This is a genomic window from Pseudomonas sp. S11P7 (assembly GCF_023195435.1).
In the GTDB taxonomy this organism is placed as follows: Bacteria; Pseudomonadota; Gammaproteobacteria; order Pseudomonadales; family Pseudomonadaceae; genus Aquipseudomonas; species Aquipseudomonas fluorescens_G.
The window spans coordinates 2,506,115-2,532,996 of sequence record NZ_JALPKS020000002.1 but is presented as its reverse complement, the minus strand read 5'-3'; the positions used below and the strand labels follow the sequence as shown (position 1 = coordinate 2,532,996).

Genomic DNA, 26,882 nt, shown 5'->3' with positions numbered 1-26,882 from the left:
GCGCCTTTGTTCTTACTTCCCCGCAGGTGTCACAACCTCACGCACAAGGTCAATGAACGCGCGCAACCCTGCCGGCATATGCCGATTAGCCGGGTAATACAGGCGCAGGCCGGGGTACTCCGGGGTCCAGTCTTCCAGTACGCGAACCAGTTTGCCCGAGGCGATATGGGCAGCTGCGGCGAACTCATTGCTCCAGGCAATTCCCGCGCCTTGCAGGGCCGCCTCCAGCATCAGGTGATGACTGTCGAGGGTCAGCGCTCCGCTGACATCCACCGCATGCTCGATGCCTCGCTTGTGAAACTCCCACTTGTAGATCGCCCCGCTGGGAAAGCGCACGCGGATGCACTCATGCGCGAGCAGATCCGCCGGGACCTTCGGTTTAGTACGGTTGGCGAAGTACGCCGGCGCCGCGACCACGGCAAAACGCAACGGCGGGGTGATCGCCACGGCAATCATGTCCTGCGGCACGCTTTCGGCCAGACGAATGCCGGCATCGAAACCACCGGCGACGATATCCACCAGGCTGCGGTCGGTAACGATGTCGACGCGCATGTCCGGGTAGCGCTTGAGGAACTGCAGAATGATCGGCGTCAGCACCATTTCTGCGGCGCCTTCGGAGGTGTTCAGGCGCAGGGTGCCGGCCGGCGCATCGCGAAATTCGCTGACCGCGTCCATGGCGGCAGAAATATCGCGCAGGGCAGGCTGCACGCGGGCGAGAAATTGCTCACCCGCTTCGGACAGCGAAACGCTGCGCGTGGTGCGGTGGAACAGTTTCACCCCGAGGCGCTGCTCCAGCGTGGCGATCGCATGACTCAGCGCCGAAGGTGACATACCCAATTCCACGGCAGCGCGCCGGAAGCTGCGATGGGTCGACACGGCGACCATGGCATTGAGTTCGACCAGACCCGGTTTGCTCATTGTGCGAATTCCTGCATCAGTTCATCCGATATTAGCCCGATTGTTTGCCACAGTGCCGGGGCTTATTTTGCTTGCAGCAGTCGCCACCGCACTGCAGCGAGAGGAATCAGGCATGACACGCATCAGCACACCGTTCGGTTTTCATTCAACCGCGCAAGCAGTCATCGAAGGCGTCGACCTCAGCGGCAAGCGCGCGATCGTTACCGGCGGCGCGGCCGGCATCGGCGTGGAAACCGCCCGTGCCCTGATCAACGCCGGCGCACAGGTGACGCTGGCAGTGCGGCGCCCGGAAGCGGCGCAATCGATCGCCGCTGAACTCGGCGCGCAGGGCAGGGGAACGGTCGACGTCCGGGCACTGGATCTGGCGGATCTGGATTCGGTTCGCGCGTTTACCCAGGACTGGTCAGAACCGCTGCATATTCTGGTCAACAACGCCGGAATCATGGCCGTGCCGGAGCGCACGCTGAGTGCACAGGGCTGGGAAATCCAGTTCGCCACCAATTTTCTCGGCCATTTTGCGTTGGTGCTCGGGCTGCAGAGTGCGTTGATCAACGCCAACGGTGCCCGAGTCGTCTCGCTGAGCTCCAGCGCCAATCTGCTGGGCCCGGTGGTGTTCGACGACATCAACTTCGACTTTCGCGCCTACGAGGCTTTCGCCGCCTATGCCCAGGCCAAGTCAGCCTGCGCGCTGCTCGCGGTAGAAATCAGCCGACGCTGGGCACATCAGGGCGTGCTCGCCAACGCGGTGAATCCGGGCGCGATCGCCACCAATCTGCAGCAACATACCGGTGGACTGAAAACGCCGGTCGAACGGCAGAAGACCGTGCAGCAGGGCGCGGCGACCTCGGTGTTGCTGGCGGCTTCGCCATTGTTGGAAGGCGTGGGTGGCCGCTATTTCGAGGATTGCAACGAGGCGCCGGTGGTCGACCGACGTTCGGCCGATTACACCGGCGTGGCAGCTTATGCGCTCGACCCGGATAACGCGCAGCGCCTGTGGGAAACCGCCCTGCGCATGATCGGGCAAGGCGAGCGTTAGTACTTCCAGAACACCGGCGTGATCAGCACCAGCACCGTAAGGATTTCCAGTCGCCCCAATAGCATGCCGATGGTCAGCAACCACTTCGCAGCATCCGGCAGGGAAGAGAAGTTACCCGCCGGGCCGATGATCGTGCCCAGCCCCGGCCCAACGTTACACACCGCCGTGGCGGCGCTGCTCAATGCGGTTGTCCAGTCGAGGCCGATCAAGGCCAGCCCGAGAGCGATCACCGCAATGGTGATGGTGAAGAAAAACGAGAAAGTCAGCAGCGAACGCACGATCTCCTCGTCGATCGGGTGGCCGTTGTACTTTTTCTGGATCACTGCGCGCGGGTGGATCAGTTGCTTCAAGCTGCTGACCAGCAGCGCGGCGGCCACCTGAAAGCGGAAGATTTTCAGGCCGCCGGCGGTGGAGCCGGAGCATCCGCCGACGAAGGTCAGATAAAAGAACAACAGGATGGAGAAACTGCCCCACAGCGTGTAATCGCCGACGGCAATCCCGGTTGTGGTGACCACCGAGGTGACGTTGACCGCGACGATGCGAAACGCATCCCACCACGAGTAGTCGCTGTGCAGACACAGCCAGGTGCCCACCACCAGCCAGGTAATCACCAGAAATCCGATGAAGCCGCGCACCTGATGGTCCTTGAACAGGGCGCGGCGGTGGCCACGCAAGGTCGCGACATACAGGGTGAACGGCAGGCTGCCGGCAATCATGATCACCACCGCGACCCAGTGAATCGACGCCTGCGTCCAGTGCCCGAGCGAGGAATCGGAAGTCGAGAAGCCGCCCGTGGAGATCAGCGACATCGCATGATTGATTGCTTCAAACGGCGTCATGCCGCATAGCCACAGGGCCAGCGCGCCGGCAGAGGTCAGGCCGAGATACAGAAACAGAATGTATTTGGCGGCGACATGGGAGCGCGGCGTGACTTTCTCAGACCAGTCCGAGGATTCGGTCTGGAACAGCCGCATGCCACCGACCCGCAGCAGCGGCAGGATCGCCACCGCCATGCCGATGAAGCCGATGCCGCCCAGCCAGTGCAGCATCGAGCGCCACATCAGCAAGCCTGGCGAAGCGTGGTCCAGGCCACTGAGCACCGTGGAACCGGTGGTGGTAATGCCGGACATGGTTTCGAAAAAGGCGTCGGTGTAACTGATATGACTGATCAACACCATCGGCAAGGCGGCGAAGGCACACACCACCACCCAACTGGCGGTGGTCAGCAGGTACATGTCACGCGGGCGAAGCTGAGCTGTCTCGGGGCGCCCGCGCGCCACCAGCAACAGGCCACAGACGACGGTAATCACGCTCGACCAGAGAAACGCCGAAAGGTCGTCGCTGCGCTCGAACGCCACCAGCGTGAGCATGGGAATCGCCATGCTCACAGCGAGGGTGATCAGGAAGATGCCGAGGATGAAACCGATAAGCCGCAGTGCTGCAAAAGACATGGACGTTCGTCTGTTGAAATAACGGCGCGTAGTATCGGATGTCGGCATGGCGGGTGCGTAAAATTTGCGTAATTTTTTTCAGCCTTGCGCAGCCTCATTGCCGTGGCGGGTACTGACGACCCGTCACGGCAGTGCCACGATCAGCCGACCAGATGCAGAAACTGCATGTGTCGCTCGTACTGATCAAGGATGTCGCCGATCACTTCCTCGCGGGACCAGCCCATGATGTCCTGATCCTGGCCGCCTTCGCGCAAGTGCACTTCGGCGCGGAAGTATTTGCGCTCCTCATCCTGGGTATCGGCCATCACAAAGCTCGGCATGGTGTAAGGATGCGGCCGCACTTCGTAGATGAACTGTGGATTGTCAGCGCCGCCGACGCTGAGCCGCACGCTGTTGTCTTCGAGATCCTCGACGGTGCAGACATAGCCTTGCTTGCGCCATTCCTCGGCGACCGACAGGCACGCCGGTTTCGCCGTCTCCGCAATGAAGCGAAGCACATGCGCGCGGCGCGGGAACATCGCCATGGTGCGCAAGCGTCGTTGCCAGCCGCCCGGGTGGCGACTGACGCCCGGCGACATCGATTGATAGCGCAGGCCGCGCTTGGTCGCGTCCAGTTTCAAGGCCTTGAGCAAGCCGCGCATGCTGAAGAGCAGGGTGATGGTGAAGGGCAGTGCGCTGGCAATCGTTGCGGTCTGCAAGGCCTTGAGCCCGTCAGCCAACAGCAGGGCAATCGCCACCAGGCCCATGCTCGATGCCCAGAACACCCGCTGCCAGACCGGTGTGTTCGACGATCCGCCCGAGGCGAGCATGTCGACCACCATGGCGCCGGAATCCGCCGAGGTGACGAAGAACACCACAACCATGACCACCGCGACCAGCGAGATCACCCCGGAAAACGGGAAGTGCTGCAGGAACGCAAACAAGGCCAACGAGGTGTCTTTGTCGATCGCCGCGCCGAGGTCGGTGATGCCCTCGGTGAGGATCATGTGAATCGCGGTGTTGCCGAACACGGTCATCCACAGCAGCGTGAAAGCGGCGGGCACCAACAGCACGCCCATCACAAACTCGCGAATGGTGCGGCCACGGGAAATGCGCGCAATGAACAGCCCGACGAAGGGCGACCACGCCAGCCACCAGCCCCAGTAGAAAAGCGTCCAGCCGCCAATCCAGTCGGTCGGTTGGTAGGCGTACAGGTTCAAGGTGCGGCTGACGATTTCGGTCAGGTAACCGCCGGTGTTCTGCACGAACGTCTGCAGGATCAGCACGGTCGGCCCGAGCACGATCACCATCAACAGCAACAACACCGCCAGACCAAGATTGAGCTCGGAGAGCCGGCGCACGCCCTTGTCCAATCCGGTCACCACGGAAATGGTCGCAAGGCCGGTGGTGGCGACAATCAGAATGATCTGCACGGTGGTGTTGATCGGCACGCCGAACAGCGCGTTGAGCCCGGTATTGATCTGCGCCACGCCGAAACCCAGCGAGGTCGCCACGCCGAGCACGGTGCCGATGATGGCGAAAATGTCGACCGCGTGGCCGATCGGCCCATGAATGCGGTCACCGATCAACGGATACAACGCAGACCTGAGGGTCAGCGGCAGGCCGTGGCGGTAGCTGAAGTAGGCGAGGATCATCGCCACGATCGCGTAGATCGCCCAGGCATGCAGGCCCCAATGGAAAAACGTGATTTTCATCGCTTCCCGCGCGGCTTCAACGGTGCTGCCATCGCCCACCGGCGGGTTGAGAAAGTGCATGACCGGTTCAGCCACGCCGAAAAACATCAGGCCGATGCCCATGCCGGCCGAAAACAGCATGGCGAACCAGGTGGTGCTGCTGTAATCGGGGCTGCTGTGGTCGGGCCCGAGTTTGATGTCGCCGTAGCGACTGATGCCAAGAAACACCACGGTGCCGAGGATGATCGCCACGGCCAGAATGTAGAACCAGCTGACATTGGTGATGATCCAGTTCTGCACATTGGCGAATACCACTTGCGCGTGGGCCGGGAACACACTGGCGTAAATGACCAGTAAAAGCAGGAGCACGCCCGAAGTGTAGAACACCGGAGGGTTGAGTGTCGGAGCGGCGCCCGTGTCGGCCTTGTTGGTCATATAAGTCTCCTGAGGTCGGTCACAGCGCGGTATGCGACTGAAGGGAAAATCGCGCGGCGTTTCAGATGACCATAGGGGACGGGCGTCGTTCCGCAACGCCTTGGCGGCGTTTTTTTGCAGGCACGGGCAGATTATTTACGCGTTGGCGATCATCCGTTGCAGTGCACGGGCAATATCGCCGGCGGACTGCTCGGTGATCGCCCCCGGATATTGATCGAACATATGCGGGGCGCCGGGGTAGACATGCAGCTCGACGGCCACCCCGGCGCGCGACAATCTCATTGCGTAGGCGACGTCTTCTTCGAGAAACAGATCCAGCGCTCCGACCGAGATAAACGTCGGTGGCAAGTCGCTGAGGTCTGGCTGCATGGCCGGTGAAAACCAGCCTGCCTGGTGTTGATCAAGCGTCTGCTTCCCGCGCAGGCAGTTCCAGCAGAACCGGTTCGCCTGCGGCGGCCAGCCAATCACCCCCGTGGTGACGTTGCGGTGCGGCGAGTCGGCGGTGCCGGTGCGGTGGTCGAGCATCGGGTAGATCAGCACCTGACCTGTAATCGGGTAAGCGCCGCGATCCCGCGCGAGAATTGCCAGCGCGGCGGCCAGTCCGCCACCGGCACTGTGGCCCATGATCACCGACCGGCCCGTGTCGACGTTGAGCTCTTGCTGATGGGCAAATATCCAGCCGAGTGCCGTGTAGCAATCTTCAAGCGGAGTGGGGAAGGGATGTTCAGGAGCGAGTCGATAATCGACCGCGACGATCAGCACCGCCAACTGCGTGGCGAGATCGGCCAGATAATCGTCGGCCATTTCCGGTTGCCCGAGGACGAAACCGCCGCCGTGAATATAGAGGATGACCGGACAGGGTGTGCTTTGTGGGGCGCCGTCAGGCCTGTAGAGACAAAGCCGTAACCGCTCGCCGTCGTGCGCCGTGGTCCATACGCTTTTACCGCGAGCCTGTTCCGGGGTTTTGAATGTTGCATGCACGCGCGCTCTGATCGCCGGCAAGGTTTGCAGTGACCAGATGTCTTTGCCAGACGCCAAAGACTCGCGAAAGGCCGGATCCAGCAGTTCATGGGGTTGCAATGTTCTGCCTCCTTCGCTCGGTGACGGGGCGCTTTCGAGCAACGCGCCCCGTGCCCGTCAAACTACAGCCAGGCCTTGATCTGCGCACACACCGCCGGCGTCGAAATGCCGTAGCGATCATGCAGGGTCGGCAAGGCACCGGCGTCGAGGAACGCGTCGGGCAGGGCGATCTGGCGGAACGTCGGCGTCACGCCATTGCGCAACAACAACCCGGCAACCGCCTCACCCAAACCGCCGATGATCGAGCTGTTTTCTGCGGTGACCACCAGTCGCCCGGACTTGCGCGCCTCGGCAAGAATGGTCTGTTCGTCCAGCGGCTTGATGGTCGGTACGTGCAGCACGGCAACGTCGATGCCGTCGGCCTGAAGCTGCTGAGCCGCCTCGAGTGAGCGCATGGTCATCAAACCGGTGGAGATGATCAGCACATCGTTGCCGGTGCGCAGGGTCTTGGCCTTGCCGATCTCGAACTGATAGCCGTACTCGTCCAGCACCAACGGCACATTGCCGCGCAGCAAACGCATGTACACCGGGCCTTGGTGCGCAGCGATGGCCGGCACTGCCTGTTCGATTTCCAGCGCATCGCAGGGGTCGACGATCATCAGGTTGGGCATGGCGCGGAAAATCGCCAGGTCATCGGTGGCCTGATGGCTGGGGCCGTAACCGGTGGTGAGGCCAGGCAGGCCGCAGACGATTTTGACGTTGAGGTTTTCTTCGGCGATGGCCATGCAGATGAAGTCATAGGCGCGACGCGACGCGAACACCGCATAAGTCGTGGCGAACGGCACAAAACCCTCACGGGCCATCCCGGCGGCCGCGCTCATCAGCAATTGCTCGGCCATGCCCATCTGGTAGAAACGCTCCGGGTGCGCCTTGGCGAAAATGTGCAGGTCGGTGTATTTGGACAGGTCGGCGGAGAGCCCGACGATATCCGCACGCTGATCAGCGAGGGCCGCTAACGCGTGGCCGAACGGCGCCGAGCGGGTCGCCTGGCCCTCGGAGGCAATCGAAGCAATCATCGCCGACGTGGTCAGGCGCTTTTTGACCGGCTCGCCGGTTGCGGACGGAGTGTTGGCGGCGTTGCTCATTGGTCTTTTCCTTCTTCGAGGTTGCGCAGGGCCAGGTCCCATTCGTGTTCTTCGACGCGAATGAAGTGGGTTTTTTCCCGGGTTTCCAGAAACGGCACGCCTTTGCCCATTTTCGTGTCGCAGATGATCACGCGCGGCTGGCTACCGGGGTGTTTGCGCGCGGCATCGAACGCTGCGACCAGTGCGTCGAGATCGTTGCCATCGACGCGCTGCGTGAACCAGCCGAAGGCTTGCCAGCGATCGACGATGGGCTCGAACGACAGGATCTCGCTGGAGTAACCGTCGGCCTGCTGGTTGTTGACGTCGACAATCGCAATCAGGTTGTCGAGCTTCCAGTGCGACGCCGACATGACCGCTTCCCACGTCGAGCCTTCGTTCAGCTCACCGTCCGACAGCAGGTTGTAAACGAAGGAGGACGAGCCTTTGCGCTTCAGGCCCAGACAGGCACCCACCGCGATGCCCAAACCCTGACCCAGCGAACCGCCGGTGATTTCCATGCCGGGGGTGTAGGCGGCCATGCCCGACATCGGCAGGCGGCTGTCATCCGAACCGTAGGTTTCCAGTTCGTCGAGCGGAATGATCTCGGCTTCGATCAGCGCTGCGTACAACGCAATCGCGTAATGGCCGATGGAGAGATAGAAACGATCGCGCTTTTCCCATTCCGGGTCTGCCGGACGGTGGTTCATCGCATGGAAATACGAGACGGCCAGCAGGTCGGCGGCGCCCAGGGCCTGACCGACGTAACCCTGGCCCTGAACCTGACCCATGCGCAGCGCATGGCGACGAATGTTGTGCGCACGCTCCGCCAGACTCAGGGATGCAGCGTTTGAAGACTCAATAGTCATGATGAAACTCCGTTGATTCAGCGATTGACCAGGGCGGCAGGGATGCGCAGCACCAGTGCGGCGCCGGCGAACAACACGCCCGTGATCAGGTACATGCCGATGGCGCTGGAACCGGTCAGGGTGGTGACCCAGCCAATCAGATACGGCGAGCAGAAGCCGGCGAGGTTGGCAAAACTGTTGACCGCAGCGATGCCGGCAGCGGCGGAGACACCGCCGAGCAGCGTGGTGGGCAGCATCCAGAACAGCGAAGTCGCCGAGAGAATTCCCGAAGCGGCCAGGCACAGGCTGAGGATCGACAGGGTCGAGTTGCCGCCCATCATCGCCGCCAGACTCAAACCGATCGCCCCGGCAATCATCGGCACGATCAGGTGCCAGCGGCGTTCGCGGTGTTTGTCGCCACTGCGGCCGACCAGCAGCATCGCGGCAATCGCGCAGAGGTACGGCAGACTGGTGAGGAAACCGATGTGCAGCGGATCAGAGACACCCGAATTGCGCACCAGCGTCGGCAGCCAGAAGGTGATTGCGTACTGACCCATCACCACACAGAAGTAGATGCCGGCGAGCAGCCACAAACGCCGGTCGCGAATGAACTCGCCGACCGAGGCGTGGCTGACTTTTTGCTGGTCGTCCTCCGCCAGTTCGCGGCTGATCAGCGCTTTTTCGTCGTCGTTGAGCCAGGTCGCCTGATGCACGCCATCCTTCAGATAGCTCAGCACCAGCAGGCCGACGAGCACCGTAGGCACCGCTTCAAGGACGAACATCCATTGCCAGCCGGCCCAGCCGTGCACACCGGCAAAATGGTTCATGATCCAGCCGGACAGCGGGCCGCCGACCATGCCGGACAACGGAATGGCGATGAACCACAGCACGGTCATGCGTGCACGCCGGTAGGACGGGAACCAGTACGTCAGATAGAGCAACAGGCCCGGCGCCAGACCGGCCTCGGCGATCCCCAGCAGAAAGCGCAGGGCGTAGAACTGCCACGCGGTTTCGACGAAAGCGAACAGCGCCGAGACAATGCCCCAGGTGATCATGATCCGCGCGATCCAGACGCGCGCACCGACCTTGTGCAGGATGATGTTGCTGGGCACTTCGCAGAGAAAATAGCCGATGAAGAACACGCCGGCACCCAACCCGTAGACGGTTTCGCTGAGGGCCAGATCGTTCATCATCTGCAGCTTGGCAAAGCCGACGTTGACCCGATCCAGATAGGCGCACAGGTAGCACAGCATCAGGAACGGCATCAGCCGCCAGGCCGTTTTGCGATAGGCGGAAGAGCGCACGGTCGAAACCGCTTCGAGCGACAGGGTAGTCATGGTCTGATCTCTTGTTTTTATTGACCGTCAAGCCTTCAGGCCCGGCTGCGTCATCGATCCAGAACCGCACGGGCCACGCAGGCCCGCCCAGGTGTTGTCAGTGAATCAGCATGCCGCCATTCACGTCGAGGGTGACGCCGGTCAGATAAGAGGACAGGTCGCTGGCCAGAAACAGCGCCGCGTTGGCGACGTCCTGAGCCTCACCAAGACGGCCGAGCGGAATGCCGTCGATGATCGCGTGGCGGCGGTCATCCTGCATCAGGCCGCCGGTGATATCGGTGTGAATCAAACCGGGGGCGATGGAGTTGACGCGAATATTGTCCGGACCCAGTTCGCGGGCCATGGCTTTGCCCAGCCCCAGCACACCGGCCTTGGCCGCGCTGTAATGCGGGCCGCCAAAAATCCCGCCGCCACGTTGCGCCGACACCGAAGACATGCAGACGATGCTGCCTGAGGCCTGCTGGCGCATCAGCGGAATCACCGCTTGCGACATCAGCAGGGTGCCGCGCAGGCTGACATCCAGCACCTTGTCGTAATCCGAATGGCCAATCTCGAGGGTTTTCAGCGGCTGGGTGATGCCGGCGTTGTTGACCAGAATATCGATGCGCCCGAAGTGTTCGATAACGGCCGCGACGGCCTGTTGCACCTGTGCCTGATCGGCGACGTTGGCGGCGAGGCCCAGATGACCTTCGCCCAGGGACGCCGCGGCATCGCGGGCGGCGGAGGCGTCCAGATCGAGGATCACCACTCGTGCGCCGTGTTGCGCAAAGGTGGTCGCGGTAGCGCGGCCGATGCCACGGGCAGATGCGGCACCGGTGATGATTGCGACTTTGCCTTGAAGAAGCATGGAGGAGTCCCTCAAATTGTTTTTATTGGGTCGGTCCGTGAAGAACCGATGACTCAGCTTGTCTTCCGGGGCGGGGGTGAGCAATAACGCGAAAGTCATTCAATGCTGAAAAAAATTCAGCACTCGTCAATCCGGCTGGCGAGTGATTGAATGCGAACAGACCAAAAACCCTAAGAAATCTAACGGAGCCGCCATGCGCACCGATTCCGATGCCCCTGTGATCCTGCCACCGCTGAGAGCAATTCAGGCCTTCGAGCAAACCGCGCGCTTCGGCAATGTCGCTCGCGCCGCCGAAGTTCTGGACCTGACGCCGTCAGCGGTCAGCCATCAATTGGCCAAACTGGAAGGCATGATCGGCCGCCAATTGTTCGTGCGCGCCGCGCGCGGTGTGTCGCTGACGCCGGTGGGCGAGCAGTATTTGAAAGAGGTTTCCGGGATTCTCCACAGTCTGGCGGTGGCCACCGAACGCGCGGCCAGCGATGTCAGCCTCGATTGCCTGCGGCTGCATTCATCGCCGAGCTTTGGCCTGCTCTGGTTGATGCCACGCCTGGAAGCGTTTCGCGCCAGTCATCCGGACATTCAGATCAACCTGTCCTGTTCCTACGAGTCGCTGCATTTCAGCCGCGACAAGATCGACGTCGATATCCGCCATGGCACGCCGAACTGGCCGAGCTATGAAGTGCGTACGGTGCGCAATGAAAAATTCGCCGTGCTGACCTCGCCGAAGCTGCTCGCGCAGAGACCGGTCCGCGCGGCGGCGGACCTGCTCGATCATGATCTGATTCTGTCGGAAGCAACCCTGCTGAAGTGGCCGCAATGGTTTGCCCAGCACGGCCTGGCGCGACCGGAGCGGCCTTACGCGCTGAGCTTCGACCGCTCCTATATGTCACTGGAAGCCGCCAGCCACGGGCTCGGCTTTGCCCTGGAAAGCACCTTGCTGGCGCAAAAGTATCTGGCGGCCGGCACTCTCGTTGAAGTGGCACCCGAAGCACTGAGTGCTGCGGTGGCCGCCCATCATCTGGTGTTTCCCAAGGCGCATTCGACGTTTCCCCGGGTTCGGCGCTTTCTCGAGTGGATCGAAAGCGAGCTGGGCCATGGCTTCGTCTATTGAGCCGGATCGAACTCAGGTCGGGATCGCGCCGCTGAGCACGGCAAACGCCAGCATCACCAGACTCACGCCCCAGGCCCAGAAAAACGTGTACATGATGTGCTTGCGCAACTCGACCCCGGCCAGCGCCAGGGCGAGGTAGACGCTGGGCACCACCGGGCTGATGGCGAAACCGGTGTTTTCGCCGATCAACATGGCCCGTGCGACCGCTTCCAGAGGCACGCCGGCAGCGACGGCCACATCGCGGATCACTGGCAGTAACGCAAAGTAGTAGGCGTCGGGCGAAAAAATCATCCCCAGCGGCACGCCGAACGCGCCGATGATCAGGTGCAGGTATTGCGCAGAGCCGTGGGGCAGGGCGTCGATCAGCGCCAGGGCCATGCCATCGGACATTTTCGCCCCGGACAACACGCCGAGCAGTACACCGGCGGCCATCATCACCAGGACCATCTGCAACGCATCGGCCGCATGTGCCTTGATGCGCTCGGTCTGCGCTTCCAGTGAGGCAAAGTTGAGCGGCAGGGCGATGCCCAGACCGACCATGAAACAGGCGTACAACGGGAAAATCCCGCTGAACAGACAGGCGAGGATGGCGACGGTCAGGGCGACGTTGAGCCAGTAACGCCACTGGCGCGGTGACAGCGCGTGCTCACGTTCTTCTGGCTGGGCCAGTGCGACGTCAAAACTCGACGCAGCGCCCAAGGATTTCGGCAGCCGACGCTGCGCCCGCAAACCGAGCCAGCCGGCAATCAGCAGCAGGCAGGCGAAGCCCACCAGTTGCACCGGAATCAGCCCCATCCACAGCGCAGTCGCATCCAGCCCGGTGGTGGCGGCCGCGCGAGCGGTGGTGCCACCCCACGGCACCATGTTGCCGACGCCCGCCGTCGTGCCGACCAACAACAAGAGCATGTTCGGGCTCATGTTCAGGCGTTTGTACAACGGCAGCAGCGCCGGAATCGTCAGCAGAAAAGTAGCGGCGCCGACACCGTCAAGGTGCACCACAGCCGTCACCAGAACCGTGACTAACGCCACCGCCAGCGGCTTGCCGCCGGTACGGCGGATCAGGAAATTCACCAGCGGATCGAACAGGCCGCGATCGCGCATGATGCCGAAATACAGAATGGCGAACAGAAACAGCGCAGCGGTTGGCGCGACAGTGATCAAGCCGTTCTTGATGAAGTCGCCGATTTGCGGCGGTGCGAAACCGGCCACCAAGCAGACGGCGACGGGGATTGTGGTAAAGCCCACCACCGGGCTGATTCTGCGAAGCAAAATCAGCGCGATGATGCTGAACATCATGAGAAAACCCAGTGCAGTGATCATGGATATGGCATCTCGGTATCGTTTTTATTATGCGATTCGGCCTGATACGACGGCCCGGTAAACCTGTCGGAGGAGGGCGGTCAACCCGGCGCCGGCAAGCGTAACGACAGCAGCAGGTAGCTGAGGCTTTTGCCATGGCGGTCGAGCCCCGGGCTGCGATTCACCCCGCCTTCTAGCGCATCGTCGAGAACGAAATTCAGGGCCTGCAGTGTATCGATCTCGTAGCGCTGAACGTTCGAAGGTCGGCGGCTGGCGAACTGCTCGGCAACGCGCTCGACGGTCAGCTCGCGCTTGAGCCAGTCGTAGTGTGCGGCGTCCAGCGGCAGGACCACCACGCTGAGGATATTGCCTTTATCACCAGCGCGGGCATGGGCGAAATCAGCAAGCGTGACAAATGCAGTCATCAGTACCACTCCAGGCGCGTCTCGATTTGATCGCGCGCAATCAGAAAACCGTGGGTGGCAATCGACTCGCTCAAGTGCCGGCGAACGCCGCCACCGCCAGCCGGGCCGTTGGTGTAGAGGGACTCGACCTCGGCCAGCAGCAGATCGACCTGGGCGCGGTCCTTGTGTACCAGACCGACCCTGACCGTCACGTCCGCCACCTGCGGCGCTTGTGCCAGACACTGGTTGAGGTAGTCGCCACGGGCATCGTTGAACAGGCTGGCCACGCCGGCAATGTCGATCCACGGCTGCACTTGCGGGGCCAGTTGATCGAAACGTTGCAGGAGGATTTCGCGGGCAAGCTTCGCCCGATCGACCGCGCCGGGGCCGGCATAGGAGATTTCAGCCTCGCCAAACCACATGCCACGCACGCCCGCCAAACCTTTGAGCTGTGCGGGGCGCGGGTGGCCTTGTATACCGCTGATGGCCACGCGGTTGGGCGAGAGGGTGGTCACGCTGGCTTCGCCAAGGTCGAGCACCACATCCGGTGTGAGGTAACGGCGCGGGTCGTGGACTTCATACAGCAGCTGCTCTTTGACGGTGCGCTCGGTCACGCAGCCGCCGGAGCCAGCCGCTTTCGTAATGACCAGCGTGCCGTCCGCGCTGATCTCGGCGATCGGGCAGCCCAAATGCGCCGGATCGGGCACGTCCTTGATGCCGGGATGGCCAAAATAGCCGCCGGTGACTTGCGTGCAGCATTCCAGCAGATGCCCGGCCGCCGTGGCGATGGCCATTTTCTGCCAGTCATCCGCCGCCCAGCCGAGGCCATGACGGATCGGCCCCACCGCCAGCGAAGGGTCAGCAACCCGACCGCAGAGGACGATGCCGGCGCCGTCATTCAAAGCCTGAGTGATGCCGTCGGCACCGGTGTAGACGTTCACCGAAACCACATCGCGTTGCGCAACATCGAGGTCCAGCCACTGCTGAAGACGCTGCTGTTCGACGTGCAACAAGTCATCGCCGAGCACGCAGGCGATCTTCAGATCAGCGTGGCGTCCGCCCAGTTCAGCGCGCAGCCGTTGGGCGGCGGCGCGTGGATTCGCCGCGCCGCCATTGGTGATGATCGGGATGCCAGCCTCGATGCAGGTATCGAGCACCGGGCGCAGAAAGTCGAATAACCGCGCGGCATAACCGCTTTGCGGGTCAGCCTGTTTACGCAGTTGCGCCTCGGCGAGTGTGCGCTCGGCGAGCAGTTCATACATCAGATAGCGTTTGCCGCTGCGGCTGGCCAGATCCTGCGCCAGGCGCAAACCCGCGTCGGGGCGATCGTTGGCGAAACCTGCGCCACAACCGATATGAATTGTTGTTGTCATTGCGTCGGACTCGGCATGTGTTCGCGGCCATCATGCGAGCGTTGGATTGTTCTGTGAATTTTAAATATTCTAAGAATTAATCCATTAATTTTATCGGTCGAGCATGGACATCAACTTTCGCCAACTGCGCGCGTTCATCCTGATCGCCGAGACCTCAAGCTTCACCCGCACCTCAGAGAAACTGCACGTTTCACAACCGGCGCTGAGCTACATCATCCGCAAGCTCGAAGACACCATCGGCCTGCAGCTGCTGGCGCGCAACACCCGCAGCGTCGAGTTGACCCCGGCCGGCGAACACTTCCTGCCTCAGGCCCAGGCCATGCTGCGCGACATGGAAAACGCCGTGCGCGATGCCCGCGAAACGCTGAATCTCAATCGCGGCAGCATTCGTTTGGCCGCGTTACCGACTGCGGCGGCGTCGTTTCTGCCGGAAATCATTGCAGAGTTCATGCGCGAATTTCCCGGCGTGCAGGTATCGCTGCGCGATGGGCGCGCGGGGGAGGTGAGCCATTGGGTGCAAAGTGGCGAAGTTGATATCGGTATTACGTCGCGCCCGGAGGATCTGTCCGGTCTGGAATTCAAGGCGCTGATGGACGACAACCTGGTGCTGTTGGTGCGCCGGGATGCTCTGGCGGGTAGCTCTGACGAGCGTTGGCAGTCGCGGCCTTATATAGCGCTGACCCCGGACACCAGCATTCGCCCGCTGGCGGATGCGGCATTGGCGTTGTTGGGTGTGAAGGCTGAATGTTCGTGGGAAGTTGCGCACATGAGTACCGCAGCGGCGTTGGTGCGTGCAGGGTTGGGGTTTACCTTGTTGCCGGCGAGTTCTACGACGTTTTTCGCGGATTGATGCGGAGGTCGCGGTTTTGCCGATTGAACAGCCACAGCAGCGGTCGTTGGGTTTGTTGCAGAGGAAACCGTTGAAGCAAACGCCGTCGATGCAGGCGTTTGTGCGCAGGTTGAGTGGCCAGTTTTTTGAGGGTGCAGAGGAAACGGGTTTTAGGGGCCGCTGCCGGGCCGTGCAGCAGATAAGACCTATCGCGCTGGACTCTTTGGCGTGGCGGCAGATTCCGCACTCTGAAGAAAACCTCGCGCCAATTGTTGATACAACTCAGGCCCCATTCTTGAACTGACAGCCTTGGCAATCAAAGCGACCGCCATGAGACTGATCACCATACTGTGACTATCAATCATCTCCATCACAATGATTGCGGAGGTGACTGGCGACTGAGTCACGGCAGCCAGAAAACCGACCATGCACAGTGCAATAGTGGGCTGTGCGGCCAGGTGAAACAGTTCTGCGCTATTGGCACCGACGGCGGCCCCTACAGCGAGCGAGGGCGCAAAAATACCTCCGGGAATACCCGAGAAGTAGGTCACAACGGTCGCCAGGAAGCGAGTAATGGGCGCATGCCATGGCAGAACTACATCGGAGGCGATGACCTGAGAGGTAATGCCGTAACCACTACCGAACGACATTCCGCCACTCAGCCAACCCAATATAGCGACGAGCAATCCACAAATGCCGGCAAACCACACGGGATGCAGCCGCCGCCATTGCCAGATGATGAAGTGGGGATGGCGCTGCGGCCATAACAACATCCGGGGTTGCCGCGATCCACAACGTGACCCTAATGCGCCAGCGCATGGAGGCGAAGCCTCGGCGGAACAGCAATATCGGTTTGATCACCCGAAGAACTCCCCTTGAAATCGCCAATTGTTCGCAAGACTAACCAAATAAGCAGCTCCTTCCAAACAGCTTTGGCGCCGTCGCAATTCCTCGCAGTACACCGTGTAAAAGGGGATATGATCGCGCTCAACGACTCAGATCCCAAATGACTTATGGCCATCAATTTACAAACGCTCTATCCCAAACTGATCCATCTGATGCTGGATACGGTGTTTGTGGTCGATGAAAGCGACCACATTGTTTTTGTGAGTGATGCCTGTAAGACCCTGTTGGGTTACCTGCCTGATGAGCTGATTGGCACCAATATCACCCGTTACATGCATCCCGAAGACCTGGATGCAACGCGGGCTTCGATTACTCGGGTCATGAGTGGTCAACCTCATTTTGATTTCCGCAACCGTTACATCCGCAAGGATGGGGCAGTCGTGTACATCCTCTGGGCTGCATTCTGGTCGGAGGAAGTGGGTGCCAGGATTGGGGTCGCACGAAACGTTACAGCTCTAGCCAAAGCCGAAGAGGAATTACGCTTCCTCGCTCACCACGATCCGCTGACGAAATTAACCAACAGGTCGCTCTTTAATGATCGACTGATATCTGCACTGCGGACTGCACAGCGCCAAGGTAATGAGCTGGCTTTGCTGTTTCTGGATATCAATGACTTCAAGAGTATCAATGATCTTCATGGCCACGCAGCGGGGGACCGGGTTCTGTGTATTGTTGCCCAGCGTCTGAAGAGCTGTGTGCGTGAGATAGACACCGTGGCTCGCATTGGTGGCGATGAATTCACGGTGCTGCTGACAGACGTTACGTCGAGGGACGCGATTTCCCAACGGCTGGATCAGATTCACCAAGTAATGTCTGAGCCACTGCCCCCCGAATTTGCCGCACTCACGATGCCATTGTGCAGTATCGGCGTTGCCTATTATCCGGAGCACGGAAAGGATGCCGATACACTGCTCACTCATTCTGATAGTGAAATGTATCGTATGAAGAGGTATCGCAACGTGGGAAGTTTGAGGCAGATCAAGGTCGACTAAGACGTTTCAGATTATCAGTGCCTGTCAATGTCATCCGCATTCAACCACTGGGGAGCTAACCATGACTGCGATCGGTGAGGCATGGAAGGCAGGGTTGTTGGGACGAGGACATTGGATTCGCAATCTGGTGTCTGGCGTGATCGTCGGCATCGTGGCACTCCCGCTGGCCATGGCGTTTGCCATTGCATCTGGCGTCAAACCCGAGCAAGGCATCTACACCGCAATCATCGGTGGCCTGCTGGTTTCGCTCTTTGGTGGAAGCCGCTTGCAGATTGCCGGGCCGACAGGTGCGTTCATCGTAATTCTGGCGGGTGTCACGGCCGAGCATGGCGTTGACGGTCTGCAAGTCGCCACGATGATGGCCGGGGCGATATTGTTATTACTGGGGATGGCCCGGCTCGGTGCGATCATCAAGTTCATACCCGACCCGGTCATCGTCGGATTCACGGCGGGCATCGGCGTGATCATTTGGGTCGGGCAGTGGAAAGACTTTTTCGGCTTGCCGCAGGTCGGGGGAGAGCACTTCCATCAAAAGCTCTGGCATCTACTACAGGCCCTGCCGAATCTTCATCTGGCCACGACCCTGCTGGCGGTACTCAGCCTTTTTCTGGTCATCAGCGCGCCCAGAATCCCCGGTCTCAAACGAGTACCTGGTCCACTGATCGCCATGGCGGTCGCGACAGCGATACAGTCCATCTTTCATTTCGAGGGGGTCGCCACGATTGGCAGTGCCTTTGGTGGCATACCGCAAGGTTTGCCAACGGTGGGCCTGCCGGAAATCACACTGTCGCGTGTTATCGATCTGATTGGTCCGGCATTCACTATCGCCATGCTTGGGGCAATCGAATCGCTGTTGTCTGCGACGGTGGCCGATGGCATGGCAGGTACCAAACACGACTCCAATCAGGAGCTGATCGGGCAGGGCGTTGCCAACCTGGTCACGCCGTTGTTCGGCGGTTTCGCCGCTACCGGTGCGATTGCCCGCACGGCAACCAATATCCGTAACGGCGCCACCAGCCCACTGGCGGGCATTACGCATGCGCTCACCCTGGTGCTGATTATTCTGTTTCTCGCGCCTCTGGCTTCAAACATCCCGCTGTGCGCGCTGGCCGCAATTCTTTTTGTGGTGGCGTACAACATGAGCGAGCTGAAGCACTTCAAGCGCATGGTCCAGCGTGCCCCGCGAGCAGACGTTTCGATCCTGCTCATCACCTTCGTTCTTACGGTGTTCAGTGACCTGGTGATCGCCGTGAATATCGGCGTCATTCTCGCCATGCTGCATTTCATGCGCCGCATGGCCTCATCGGTGGAAGTGCAGCAGGTCGTCGAGCAAGATCTGGGGGAAGAACTGAGGGCCAACGGACAGGCTCGACTGCCAGCAGACACTTTGATTTACACGATTGAAGGGCCCTTGTTTTTCGGCGCGGCAGAGACCTTCGAACGCGTCCTGGCTCAGACGCATACCGATCCACGCCTGCTGATTATCCGTTTGAAGCGCGTACCGTTCATGGATATCACGGGCCTGCAGGTGCTGGAGGAAGTCATCGAGCAACTGCATGAACGGCATATCGTGGTGAAACTCTGCGAGGCGAATTCGACGGTGTTCAACAAGCTCGACAGGGTGGGGATCCTGCAAGCGATCGGCGCGGAGCATTACCACGCCGACTTCAAAACCGCGCTGGTTGAAGCGGCCAATTTCGCAGAGGAAGCACTGGCGCTCCGAAAACCAACTCCGTGATGACCTTCAGTCCCCGCCTGCTCGCGGAGCCGGGTCGCCGTTAGTTGCTAAACGCAGAGGCCCGAACGCTTGGTATGAATCGATCAAAGAGTCGAAAAGCGCAATATCCGAGCGACTTCTAGCAAAGAGCTGGGCACCGACAACAGCAGCGAAAATTGCACGGGCTCTGGATTCACTCTCACTTGAGTCGCACACGTTCGCAGCCAATAGAAGCTTGCTTAACCATGCAATGTTGACATCAGCAAAGGTCTGAATTTCTTTTGTCATCTCAATGGGCAAGGTATCGGTTTCAGCGCCCATGAAACTACCCAGACAAAGGCGATTGTCGGCCTCAAGCGATCTACGGAAGATTTCAGGAAAGCGATGCAGAGCGTCTATCGGAGATGGGCTTTCTGATTCGATGACTTCTAGCGCGAGCGCACCGTCCTCCCAATAACGTTTGGCAACCGCAACACCCAGATCGGCTTTGCTTGGAAAATGGTAGTAAATACTCGCCGCTTTAATACCAACATCTTGTGCAAGGTCGCGGAAATTCAAACCATTGTAGCCCTGCGATTGGGCAATCTTTTTGGCCGCCAGCAGAATGGCTTCTTTGGAGTTGACGCTCATGTTGGTGCCTTTCGTCTAGGGACGATCTCTCAAAATTGGGAAAGCTAATTTACAGCAAAGACCTACCGTGTGACAGGTAGAGTGTAGGCGGCGAGCCGTGAGCGCGACGTGACTTGGGTGCTCAAGTAGAGGCGGTTCACTACGGTCACCGAGAAGGCCAAGGCTGTGGCGATCTCGGCGCACGTAGTTTCCATTGAGATGTTACTGGGCTGGCGAATCCAGCTCGGGAATGCCGCTGTTCCGATCAGCATAGGCCGCCTGGAAGCTCGGACGTTTTGTCCAACGCTGCCAGTACGCATCCAGGAACTCAAAGCGCTCGTCCAGTGGAGTTGCATTGACCGGGAATTTCGAAAAGGCGATCGCGGTTGCCAGGGTAATGTCCGAGAAGGTCGGGGCATCGCCGCCGAGCAGCCATTCGCGGCCGTCTGACAGATGACGATTGACCAGTGCAGCGTGAGCCAAAGCTTCCTTGCGGCAGTGTTCGCCCCAAGCCTCATTCTTGGTCAGTTCCAGCTTGAAGCCCAGCCCGGTATGCAATACGTGGAACGCTGTAACGATGCGGTACAGGATGTGCACCCACACCCGATTGTCCCACATGTTATCCAGCCCCTGTTCCAGTGCTGTCGCTCCCATTATTTTCCGACCGGGATACTCCTGATCAAGATAACGAACGATGGCGGCCGTTTCGGAAATGTAGCTGCCGTCTGCCAGTTGCAGGGTGGGCGTTTCGCCCCACGGATTCATATTCAAATGACGCCAGCCACGCTGTTCGCCTACAGGGGACATGTCATAGATGGTCTCGGCAAATTGGTCGGCGATGCCTTTTTCGTGCATGAACAGACGCAGACGCTGCGGGTTTGGAAAGGCCGAAGGCGAAGTGAAAAGCTGAAGTTTATTAGTCATGGTCGATCCTGCAGAGTGGTGGCTGGGTTATCTATCTACCGTTTGGTAGGCGAACCTTAGCGAGCAATTCCGGGTGCGTCAACACCTATCTAACATTCGTTAGGTAAATTGTTTGTCGGGATTTGCTTGCTGCATCGGTCGATTGAGGTGAGTCATTGGGGGAGCCGGGGAAGGGCGCACAATCCAACATCGGTCGCGAGATAGAATTGCGTCATCCCGGCTGCGTGATTGCATCGATTTGAGCAGCCACCGTACTCGCTGCAGACCGCAGCGATTTCAGGCGGGGGATCCAGCAGGTAAATCAGGCGCGGCTCGATGTTATCGGGGTGTATCTCGAGAATTGCCAACGTGACCGGCAATTTGAAACGCCGAGGGCCGGCGCTACCAGGGTTCACGTATAGGCGATCGCCGCGCCATTCGATGCGCGGTTTGTGGGAATGGCCGGTGATGATGAGCTTTATGTCTGAATCTAAATCGGCGGGGACGTCGGCGATGTCGTGGATAAGCAGGGTGCGCCAGCCATTGACAGTGCAGGTCAGAAGGTCGGGAACGTCTTTGGCCCATGGGCTGCTCAGATCATTGTTACCGCGCACGGCGTGGACTGGAGCAATTTCGGACAATTGGGCGAGGATGTCCGGGTTGCCGATGTCGCCGGCGTGGATGATCAGGTCACAGCCTTGGAGCGCGTCGATGGCTTCGGGGCGGAGGAGATTGTGAGTGTCGGATATTACGGCGGTTTTCATGGGCCAATTCTCCGTGGACGTCTCAGGCAGGAGTGACTGTTTTCGACCCAAAGCTGCCCTTCATGAAGGGTAGGGCCTATAGCAGCCTTGTGGAAACGGCTGAAATCGACCCTAAGCATGGTAATCCATAATTTGCTGACTCTCGGCAGTGCCAGCAAGCGACTATCAATCCTTGCAGACTCCACTACACCGTAAATGGTTGCTCAAGGCAGCTTGCATAGTGCTGTATCGCCATTCGATACCCGTCGGTGCCGAATCCCGCGAGCACGCCTTTAGCAACGCGTGACACATATGAAAAGTGCCTAAAATCTTCACGCCTGTGGACATTTGAGATGTGAACCTCAATCACCGGCACCTCGGCTGCGATCAACGCATCGTGGATGGCGGCCGATGTATGAGTCCATGCTCCTGGATTGATCACAATCCCCGCTATCCTCCTGCGGGACTGGTGAATCCATTCAATCATTTGCCCTTCGTGATTGGTTTGCTGAAACTCAATCACAAGCCCATGTCTTTCGCCGTACTGACGACACGCCTGCTCAACGTCCGCCAATGTCTCCCGCCCATACACCTCGGGCTCTCTCAGTCCCAACATGTTCAGGTTAGGGCCGTTCAAAACTAGAATGATGTTCATCATGTGATCCTCGTGAGTCGCTTCAATTCTTTGCGGGACTCATGGCTGCCAGCCGTGCCTTATGATATTCACCGGCTTCTGTAGATTTGGCATCGCGGTTACCGAGGTCGGCTGTAGGGATTCGAGATGTCTCAGGTGCGCACCAGGCCGCGATACCAGCTAGCAACGTGCACACACAGGCGATCCCACCGACAATCAACGGTATGTTTTCAGTACCAGGGCCTGCGATCAGGGCAAACAGAGCAGGTAACATTGCGGTGATGAACAGTCCGAGGTTTTGCGAAATTGCCATCCCCGACACTCGGTAGCGCGTTTCAAATTGCTCTGGAAAGAAAGATGGGAACACTGCGTTGTAGCCTTGGTAGATCATTCCCCACATCAGCAGTGATGCGCCGAAAGCGAGCGGGAGGTTGTGAATGCTGATTGCGTATAGATAGGCAAAGGACATCAGCCCGCAACCAAAGGCGCTTGCGATAATCAGAGGCCGGCGCCCCACCTTGTCAGAGAGATTGCCTACGAGAGGGATGCACAGCACGGCCACGATATTGCCAACGACCGGAATCCACAGGAACACGCTTTTATCGAAGCCGATGCCATAGGCAGGTTGTACGGCATAGGCCGCTCCGAACACGGTCGTAATGACTGGAATAACATTCATCAACGAAACCCCAACTACGACCAGCATGCCTCTCCAGCTGTGTTTGAAGGCTCCGATGATCGGCGATTCAGACTTCTCATCCTTGTTTGTCTGCTCTACGAATGCTGGCGGTTCCTCAACTTCCCGGCGAATGATGAAGCCAGCAATCAGCACTACAGCGCTCAGAAGAAAGGGAATACGCCAGCCCCAGCTATTGAAGGCTTCATCGGACATGAAATAGGCGAGAGGCAAGAAAATGGCGGCTGCGAGAACCTGACCTGCCTGTACTCCTTGAAGCGTGTAGCTGCCGAAATATCCTCTTCGTCCTTGGGGTGCATGCTCCAGAATCATTGAGCTGGCTCCCGAGATCTCTCCCGCTACAGCAAACCCCTGCACGAGTCGCAGAACTACTAGCAGGACAGGTGCCCATATACCAATCTGGTGGTAGGTTGGCAGCAGGCCTACCGCCATGGTGGCGAATCCCATCAGGAACATGCACAGCAGCAGTACGTTCTTGCGGCCTCGCGTATCACCCCAGTGACCCAAGAAGAATGCGCCGATCGGGCGAGCAATGTACCCAACCCCGTAGGTCGCCATAGCCGCCACGATGGCAATCTTTGGATCGGTTGAGGGGAAGAAGAGTTGTGGAAAGATCAGGGCTGCCGCTTGGGCATAGATGAAAAAGTCGTAATACTCCAACGCGGAGCCAATCCAACCACTCGCGCTGGCTTTCTTCGCTTGCTTGGAGCGGTGCTGCTCTGTCGCTGTTGCTGTGTTCATCTGACTACTCCAGATATTGTTTTTATAAATCTGGCAGAGCAGCAAAAACCGCCCTGGTACACGTAAAGCAGGGCATGACTGGAAGTCATGCCGGGCTTAAATACGGTCGATTTCTATGATCGAGCCGCTTTTTGCGGCCAGTGATATAGCCTCAGTGATGATCAGATTCCGCAGTCCGTCGCGCACGGAGACGAGAGGCGTTTCCGTGCCTCGTATAACGTTGCAGAAGTGCTCAAGCTGGATCTCAAGTGGGTCTTTGCGGTCTACAGCGCAGTGGCCCGTTTGGAAGGGCTTCCACCATGATCTGTCTTCGGCCTTCACGTAGTATTTGAGACGCATTGTGGGCACTGACAGTGAGCCGTTTTTCCCACTGATGACGTAGCAATCCTCATCCTCGTAGGACGGGTAGCTCGCGTTCTCTTGTGATGTTTGTTCCCAACTGCGGGCACAGCCGGTGCTGTCGGAGAGCAAGAAGGAACCGAGTGCTCCATTCTCAAAGCGCAGGCCGATACACACGGTATCTTCGACAGGAAATCCACGTGCGACACTGGACTGCATTGCTTGAACGGCAACAATTTCACCGCACAACGAACGCAGGTTGCCAATCTCATGGATCATATTGATCAGAATAGGGCCACCGCCTTCCTGGCGTCGCCAGATGGCAGCGTCGAAATAGTCATCTGGTTTGTAAAACAGAGCGCTGCCTTGCACTGCAACGATGTCTCCAAGAATGTCGTCACGGATGATCTCTCGCGCCTTGGCAAGAATTGGGCTATGCGCCCGATGATGTCCTACGAGCAGCTTGGCGTCAGTTTCATCGGCGACAGCGAGTAACCGCTTGCCCTCCTCAACGCTGTGCGCCACCGGTTTCTCGATCAGCGCGGCAACACCAGCCTCAATGCACTGCAATGTCTGTGCGACATGAAGGTCGTTTGGAGTGGCGAGAATCACTCCATCAGGCTTGTCCTCGGCGAAACAAGCTAGAAGGTTTTGATACTGCGAGGCGCCCAGCGAGTCCAGGTAGCAGCCATCAAGTTCGAACGGATCGATAACGGCTGCCAGTTCGCAAGAAGAACTCGCCTGGATGAGTTCAATATGGCGTCGACCGATGAGGCCGGCGCCCGCTACTGCAATTCTGATTTTGGACATGCTTTGATCTTCGCGAGCGTTATTGTTTTGAATCTCGACGTATTGAGGTCGTGATTCGATCTGCTAGGATCAAGGTTACTATCAACCTGTAGGGCTATAATTGAGCCATATGGAAAATCAGAATTCTCCCATAGTGAATAATGATCCCTTCCTTAGGGATCTGCTTCTGTTCTCAGTCATTGCGAAACGCGGGAGTTTTAGCGCGGCCGGGACAGAGCTTGGAATTTCTCCGGCCCATGTCAGCAAACGTGTTTTGGCGTTGGAGGCAACACTTGGCTGCAAGCTCTTTAACCGGACAACCAGGCGGGTTTCAATCACCAAAGATGGCGAGACGATGCTCGTTTGGGCGCAGACGATCATGGACAACGTCAATCGGATGCTTGAGACGTCACTGGGCGACCGGGTCGAGCCCAGAGGCACGCTGCGTATCAGCACAAGCCAGCGAATGGGACGATTTCACATCGCTCCAGTTCTGGCCTTGCTTCGTAAACGCTACCCCAAGTTAGAGGTCTGGCTTGAGCTGGTTGACCGTCGAACTGATCTCATTGGTGAGCAGTTCGACATCGACATCCGAGTTGGAGAAGTCAACGAGCAGAATCTGATTATTCACAAAATCGCGGATAGCCAGAGGATTCTCTGTGCTGCTCCAAGCTACCTGGAGGAGCGTGGTAATCCAAACTCTCTGAGCGAGCTTCAGCGCCACGATTGTCTGTTGTTTCGTGGGAGGGATCAAAGCTTTGGTGTATGGCGACTTGAGGGGCCGAATGGTCTTGAGTCGGTGAAAGTCACAGGGCCAATGGCGTCCAACCACAGTGATGTAGTTCGAGAGTGGGCACATGATGGTTTCGGCATCATCATGGCATCAACCTGGGATGTGGCCCCGAGCATCAGGAATGGGACGCTCATTCGCATTCTGCCTGAGCATTTCCAGCCGGCGGATGTGTCCGCAGTCACTACGATTCGGGCTTCTGGATCGATGAAGATCAGGGTATGCCTGGAGTTTCTGAGTGCACACTTGAGTTCTGGGCCTTACGCACTACGAAATGGTTAGTCCCAGAAGGCGTTGCTACGACAGCCAACCATAGGCCGTAAGCAGCCGTTCAAGGCTGCTCATTTCTGCGGCAGTAAATGCCCATCTCGTGGTCGCTAATTTGCTCTCACCGTCCCCAACTGATCTAACTTTGTCGTATAGCTCTGAGTCATCCTCCTCGACGCATCGCCCAACCAAGTGCCGCCGGCACGCTGGCCAATCGAAGAACTCCCTTTCCCCAGCAGCCATTGATCTCATCCAGAACGCTCATCACGTTGTCCGCCATCACGGGTTGCGAATGGCCAAACAGGTCATCAGTGAATTCGCGGGGCTGTCGCAAATCTATAAGCTGCACTTCCGCCTTGCTGTATTTGTAGCCGGGACGGAAGAGACGGTTTACCGCTTCCGTAGCAGCCTTCGTTATCAACCGCACGTCGTTGGTCGGGTACGGCAACTCCACCAAGGCGCCATTCGCATATTTCGCTTCGTCAGGGTTGAACATGCCAGTTCGAATACTCACGCGGATTTTCCTGGATGCAATGGAGTCAGCGCACATTTATCACGACAGTCTCCAGTGGAAGGGCATCAAGCCTGACGTTTCATTGCTGCTGATACCTCGGGCAGACAAAGTTATGTCGCTTGTCAGCCCGACCTATCATGCGGTCTATGGGGTCGGAGCTTGGCAAATCGGGGCTGAATCAGAAGGGGAGGCGCTGGGGATTGAGCTCAAACGTATTTTGAGTGCAGTCTCAATCGCGGCCGCTCCGGCGCGTACAATTGCTACTGGAACGGCGAAGTAATCGATTTCGCACAGTAGCGCTAAACTCGCTGACAATCCCACCTCCCGAAATAAAGTCTTCGGCTTCCGGAGTATTGGTTCGCGACGCCGGTGCGACCGTTCAGGTTCACAAGCGGCAACGTTTTCGATCTTCACAATAGTTCAACGCTCGTGGACAATCCCCGCTCTGTTCCGGGGTAGTTCAGCGGTAGAACACTCGGCTCTTAACCGGGTGGGCGCTGGTTCGAATCCAGCCCCCGGACCCACAACATCGCAGGCTC

At 59.0% G+C, this 26,882-nt stretch carries 22 protein-coding genes, 1 tRNA gene and 3 pseudogenes; 7 read left to right on the top strand and 19 right to left on the bottom strand.

Features of this window, described 5'->3' with window-relative positions; all coding sequences use genetic code 11:
- Positions 1-12: 12 nt before the first annotated feature.
- On the bottom strand, positions 13-918 hold the full coding sequence (locus M0746_RS11790; RefSeq protein ID WP_258449299.1) for a LysR family transcriptional regulator: 906 nt from the start codon (positions 916-918) through the stop codon (positions 13-15).
- 112 nt (positions 919-1,030) lie between these two features.
- Between M0746_RS11790 and M0746_RS11785 the strand changes: the two genes are divergently transcribed.
- Positions 1,031-1,954 (top strand): SDR family NAD(P)-dependent oxidoreductase, encoded by a 924-nt coding sequence (locus tag M0746_RS11785; protein ID WP_258449298.1) that lies wholly within the window; start codon positions 1,031-1,033, stop codon positions 1,952-1,954.
- Here the strand turns inward: M0746_RS11785 and M0746_RS11780 are convergent.
- The 7 genes from M0746_RS11780 to M0746_RS11750 all read right to left on the bottom strand — a co-directional run bounded on the left by M0746_RS11780 (position 1,951) and on the right by M0746_RS11750 (position 10,686).
- A complete protein-coding gene (locus M0746_RS11780; RefSeq protein ID WP_258449297.1) occupies positions 1,951-3,405 on the bottom strand; it encodes a TrkH family potassium uptake protein in 1,455 nt (484 codons plus the stop codon). The two genes, M0746_RS11785 and M0746_RS11780, sit on opposite strands and share 4 nt — an antisense overlap.
- A gap of 140 nt (positions 3,406-3,545) precedes the next feature.
- A complete protein-coding gene (gene betT, locus M0746_RS11775; protein WP_258449296.1) occupies positions 3,546-5,513 on the bottom strand; it encodes a choline BCCT transporter BetT in 1,968 nt (655 codons plus the stop codon).
- A 135-nt stretch (positions 5,514-5,648) separates the two neighbouring features.
- A complete protein-coding gene (locus M0746_RS11770) occupies positions 5,649-6,593 on the bottom strand; it encodes an alpha/beta hydrolase (RefSeq protein ID WP_258449295.1) in 945 nt (314 codons plus the stop codon).
- Between the two features lie 62 nt (positions 6,594-6,655).
- A complete protein-coding gene (locus M0746_RS11765; RefSeq protein WP_090283349.1) occupies positions 6,656-7,678 on the bottom strand; it encodes a transketolase family protein in 1,023 nt (340 codons plus the stop codon).
- A complete protein-coding gene (locus tag M0746_RS11760; protein ID WP_258449294.1) occupies positions 7,675-8,523 on the bottom strand; it encodes a transketolase in 849 nt (282 codons plus the stop codon). Before M0746_RS11760 ends, M0746_RS11765 begins: the two co-directional genes overlap by 4 nt.
- 17 nt (positions 8,524-8,540) lie before the next feature.
- Positions 8,541-9,839, bottom strand: coding sequence for an MFS transporter (locus tag M0746_RS11755; RefSeq protein WP_258449293.1), 1,299 nt, complete (start codon positions 9,837-9,839; stop codon positions 8,541-8,543).
- 97 nt (positions 9,840-9,936) lie between these two features.
- On the bottom strand, positions 9,937-10,686 hold the full coding sequence (locus M0746_RS11750) for an SDR family NAD(P)-dependent oxidoreductase (protein WP_208937549.1): 750 nt from the start codon (positions 10,684-10,686) through the stop codon (positions 9,937-9,939).
- Positions 10,687-10,879: 193 nt separating this feature from the next.
- Between M0746_RS11750 and M0746_RS11745 the strand changes: the two genes are divergently transcribed.
- Positions 10,880-11,797 carry a LysR substrate-binding domain-containing protein gene (locus M0746_RS11745; protein ID WP_203417900.1) on the top strand — a complete coding sequence of 306 codons (918 nt, stop codon included), beginning with the start codon at positions 10,880-10,882 and terminating at the stop codon, positions 11,795-11,797.
- Positions 11,798-11,809: 12 nt separating this feature from the next.
- Here M0746_RS11745 and M0746_RS11740 read toward each other — a convergent pair whose 3' ends face one another.
- The 3 genes from M0746_RS11740 to M0746_RS11730 form a co-directional block, all read right to left on the bottom strand.
- Positions 11,810-13,117, bottom strand: a complete 1,308-nt coding sequence (locus M0746_RS11740; protein WP_208937550.1) for a CitMHS family transporter — start codon at positions 13,115-13,117, stop codon at positions 11,810-11,812.
- A gap of 80 nt (positions 13,118-13,197) precedes the next feature.
- Complete coding sequence (locus tag M0746_RS11735) at positions 13,198-13,521, bottom strand: AtuA-related protein (protein ID WP_208937551.1); 324 nt, start codon at positions 13,519-13,521, stop codon at positions 13,198-13,200.
- Entirely contained in the window at positions 13,521-14,873 is a 1,353-nt protein-coding gene (locus M0746_RS11730; RefSeq protein ID WP_258449292.1) for an acyclic terpene utilization AtuA family protein, read from the bottom strand. Before M0746_RS11730 ends, M0746_RS11735 begins: the two co-directional genes overlap by 1 nt.
- Positions 14,874-14,976: 103 nt before the next feature.
- On the opposite strand from M0746_RS11730, the gene M0746_RS11725 reads away from it, so the two are divergent.
- The gene (locus M0746_RS11725; RefSeq protein WP_258449291.1) at positions 14,977-15,723 is read left to right on the top strand and encodes a LysR family transcriptional regulator; all 747 of its coding nucleotides are present in this window, start codon (positions 14,977-14,979) and stop codon (positions 15,721-15,723) included.
- 185 nt (positions 15,724-15,908) lie between these two features.
- Here M0746_RS11725 and M0746_RS11720 read toward each other — a convergent pair.
- A pseudogene (locus M0746_RS11720) lies at positions 15,909-16,478 on the bottom strand (chloride channel protein); the annotation flags it as partial.
- 237 nt (positions 16,479-16,715) lie between these two features.
- On the opposite strand from M0746_RS11720, the gene M0746_RS11715 reads away from it, so the two are divergent.
- Both M0746_RS11715 and M0746_RS11710 read left to right on the top strand, forming a co-directional pair.
- Positions 16,716-17,600: a sensor domain-containing diguanylate cyclase gene (locus M0746_RS11715; RefSeq protein ID WP_258449290.1), complete on the top strand. Its 885-nt coding sequence runs from the start codon at positions 16,716-16,718 to the stop codon at positions 17,598-17,600.
- Positions 17,601-17,661: 61 nt separating this feature from the next.
- Positions 17,662-19,338 (top strand): SulP family inorganic anion transporter, encoded by a 1,677-nt coding sequence (locus M0746_RS11710; RefSeq protein ID WP_258449289.1) that lies wholly within the window; start codon positions 17,662-17,664, stop codon positions 19,336-19,338.
- Between the two features lie 6 nt (positions 19,339-19,344).
- On the opposite strand, the gene M0746_RS11705 is transcribed toward M0746_RS11710, so the two are convergent.
- From M0746_RS11705 to M0746_RS11680, 6 genes and pseudogenes are all read right to left on the bottom strand, one after another.
- The gene (locus M0746_RS11705; protein WP_258449288.1) at positions 19,345-19,947 is read right to left on the bottom strand and encodes a TetR/AcrR family transcriptional regulator; all 603 of its coding nucleotides are present in this window, start codon (positions 19,945-19,947) and stop codon (positions 19,345-19,347) included.
- Positions 19,948-20,148: 201 nt separating this feature from the next.
- Positions 20,149-20,850 (bottom strand): glutathione S-transferase family protein, encoded by a 702-nt coding sequence (locus M0746_RS11700; RefSeq protein ID WP_258449287.1) that lies wholly within the window; start codon positions 20,848-20,850, stop codon positions 20,149-20,151.
- 287 nt (positions 20,851-21,137) lie between these two features.
- Positions 21,138-21,593, bottom strand: a pseudogene (locus tag M0746_RS11695) (metallophosphoesterase family protein); the annotation flags it as partial.
- Between the two features lie 184 nt (positions 21,594-21,777).
- Complete coding sequence (gene aroQ / locus M0746_RS11690; protein ID WP_258449286.1) at positions 21,778-22,230, bottom strand: type II 3-dehydroquinate dehydratase; 453 nt, start codon at positions 22,228-22,230, stop codon at positions 21,778-21,780.
- Between the two features lie 19 nt (positions 22,231-22,249).
- Positions 22,250-23,644 (bottom strand): MFS transporter, encoded by a 1,395-nt coding sequence (locus M0746_RS11685; protein ID WP_258449285.1) that lies wholly within the window; start codon positions 23,642-23,644, stop codon positions 22,250-22,252.
- Positions 23,645-23,740: 96 nt separating this feature from the next.
- Positions 23,741-24,793, bottom strand: a complete 1,053-nt coding sequence (locus M0746_RS11680; protein ID WP_258449284.1) for a Gfo/Idh/MocA family protein — start codon at positions 24,791-24,793, stop codon at positions 23,741-23,743.
- Between the two features lie 109 nt (positions 24,794-24,902).
- Between M0746_RS11680 and M0746_RS11675 the strand changes: the two genes are divergently transcribed.
- Complete coding sequence (locus M0746_RS11675) at positions 24,903-25,844, top strand: LysR family transcriptional regulator (RefSeq protein WP_258449283.1); 942 nt, start codon at positions 24,903-24,905, stop codon at positions 25,842-25,844.
- Between the two features lie 95 nt (positions 25,845-25,939).
- Here M0746_RS11675 and M0746_RS11670 read toward each other — a convergent pair.
- A pseudogene (locus M0746_RS11670) lies at positions 25,940-26,355 on the bottom strand (DUF4113 domain-containing protein); the annotation flags it as partial.
- Positions 26,356-26,792: 437 nt separating this feature from the next.
- Between M0746_RS11670 and M0746_RS11665 the strand changes: the two are divergent.
- Positions 26,793-26,867: transfer RNA gene (locus M0746_RS11665), tRNA-Lys, on the top strand.
- Positions 26,868-26,882: the final 15 nt, after the last annotated feature.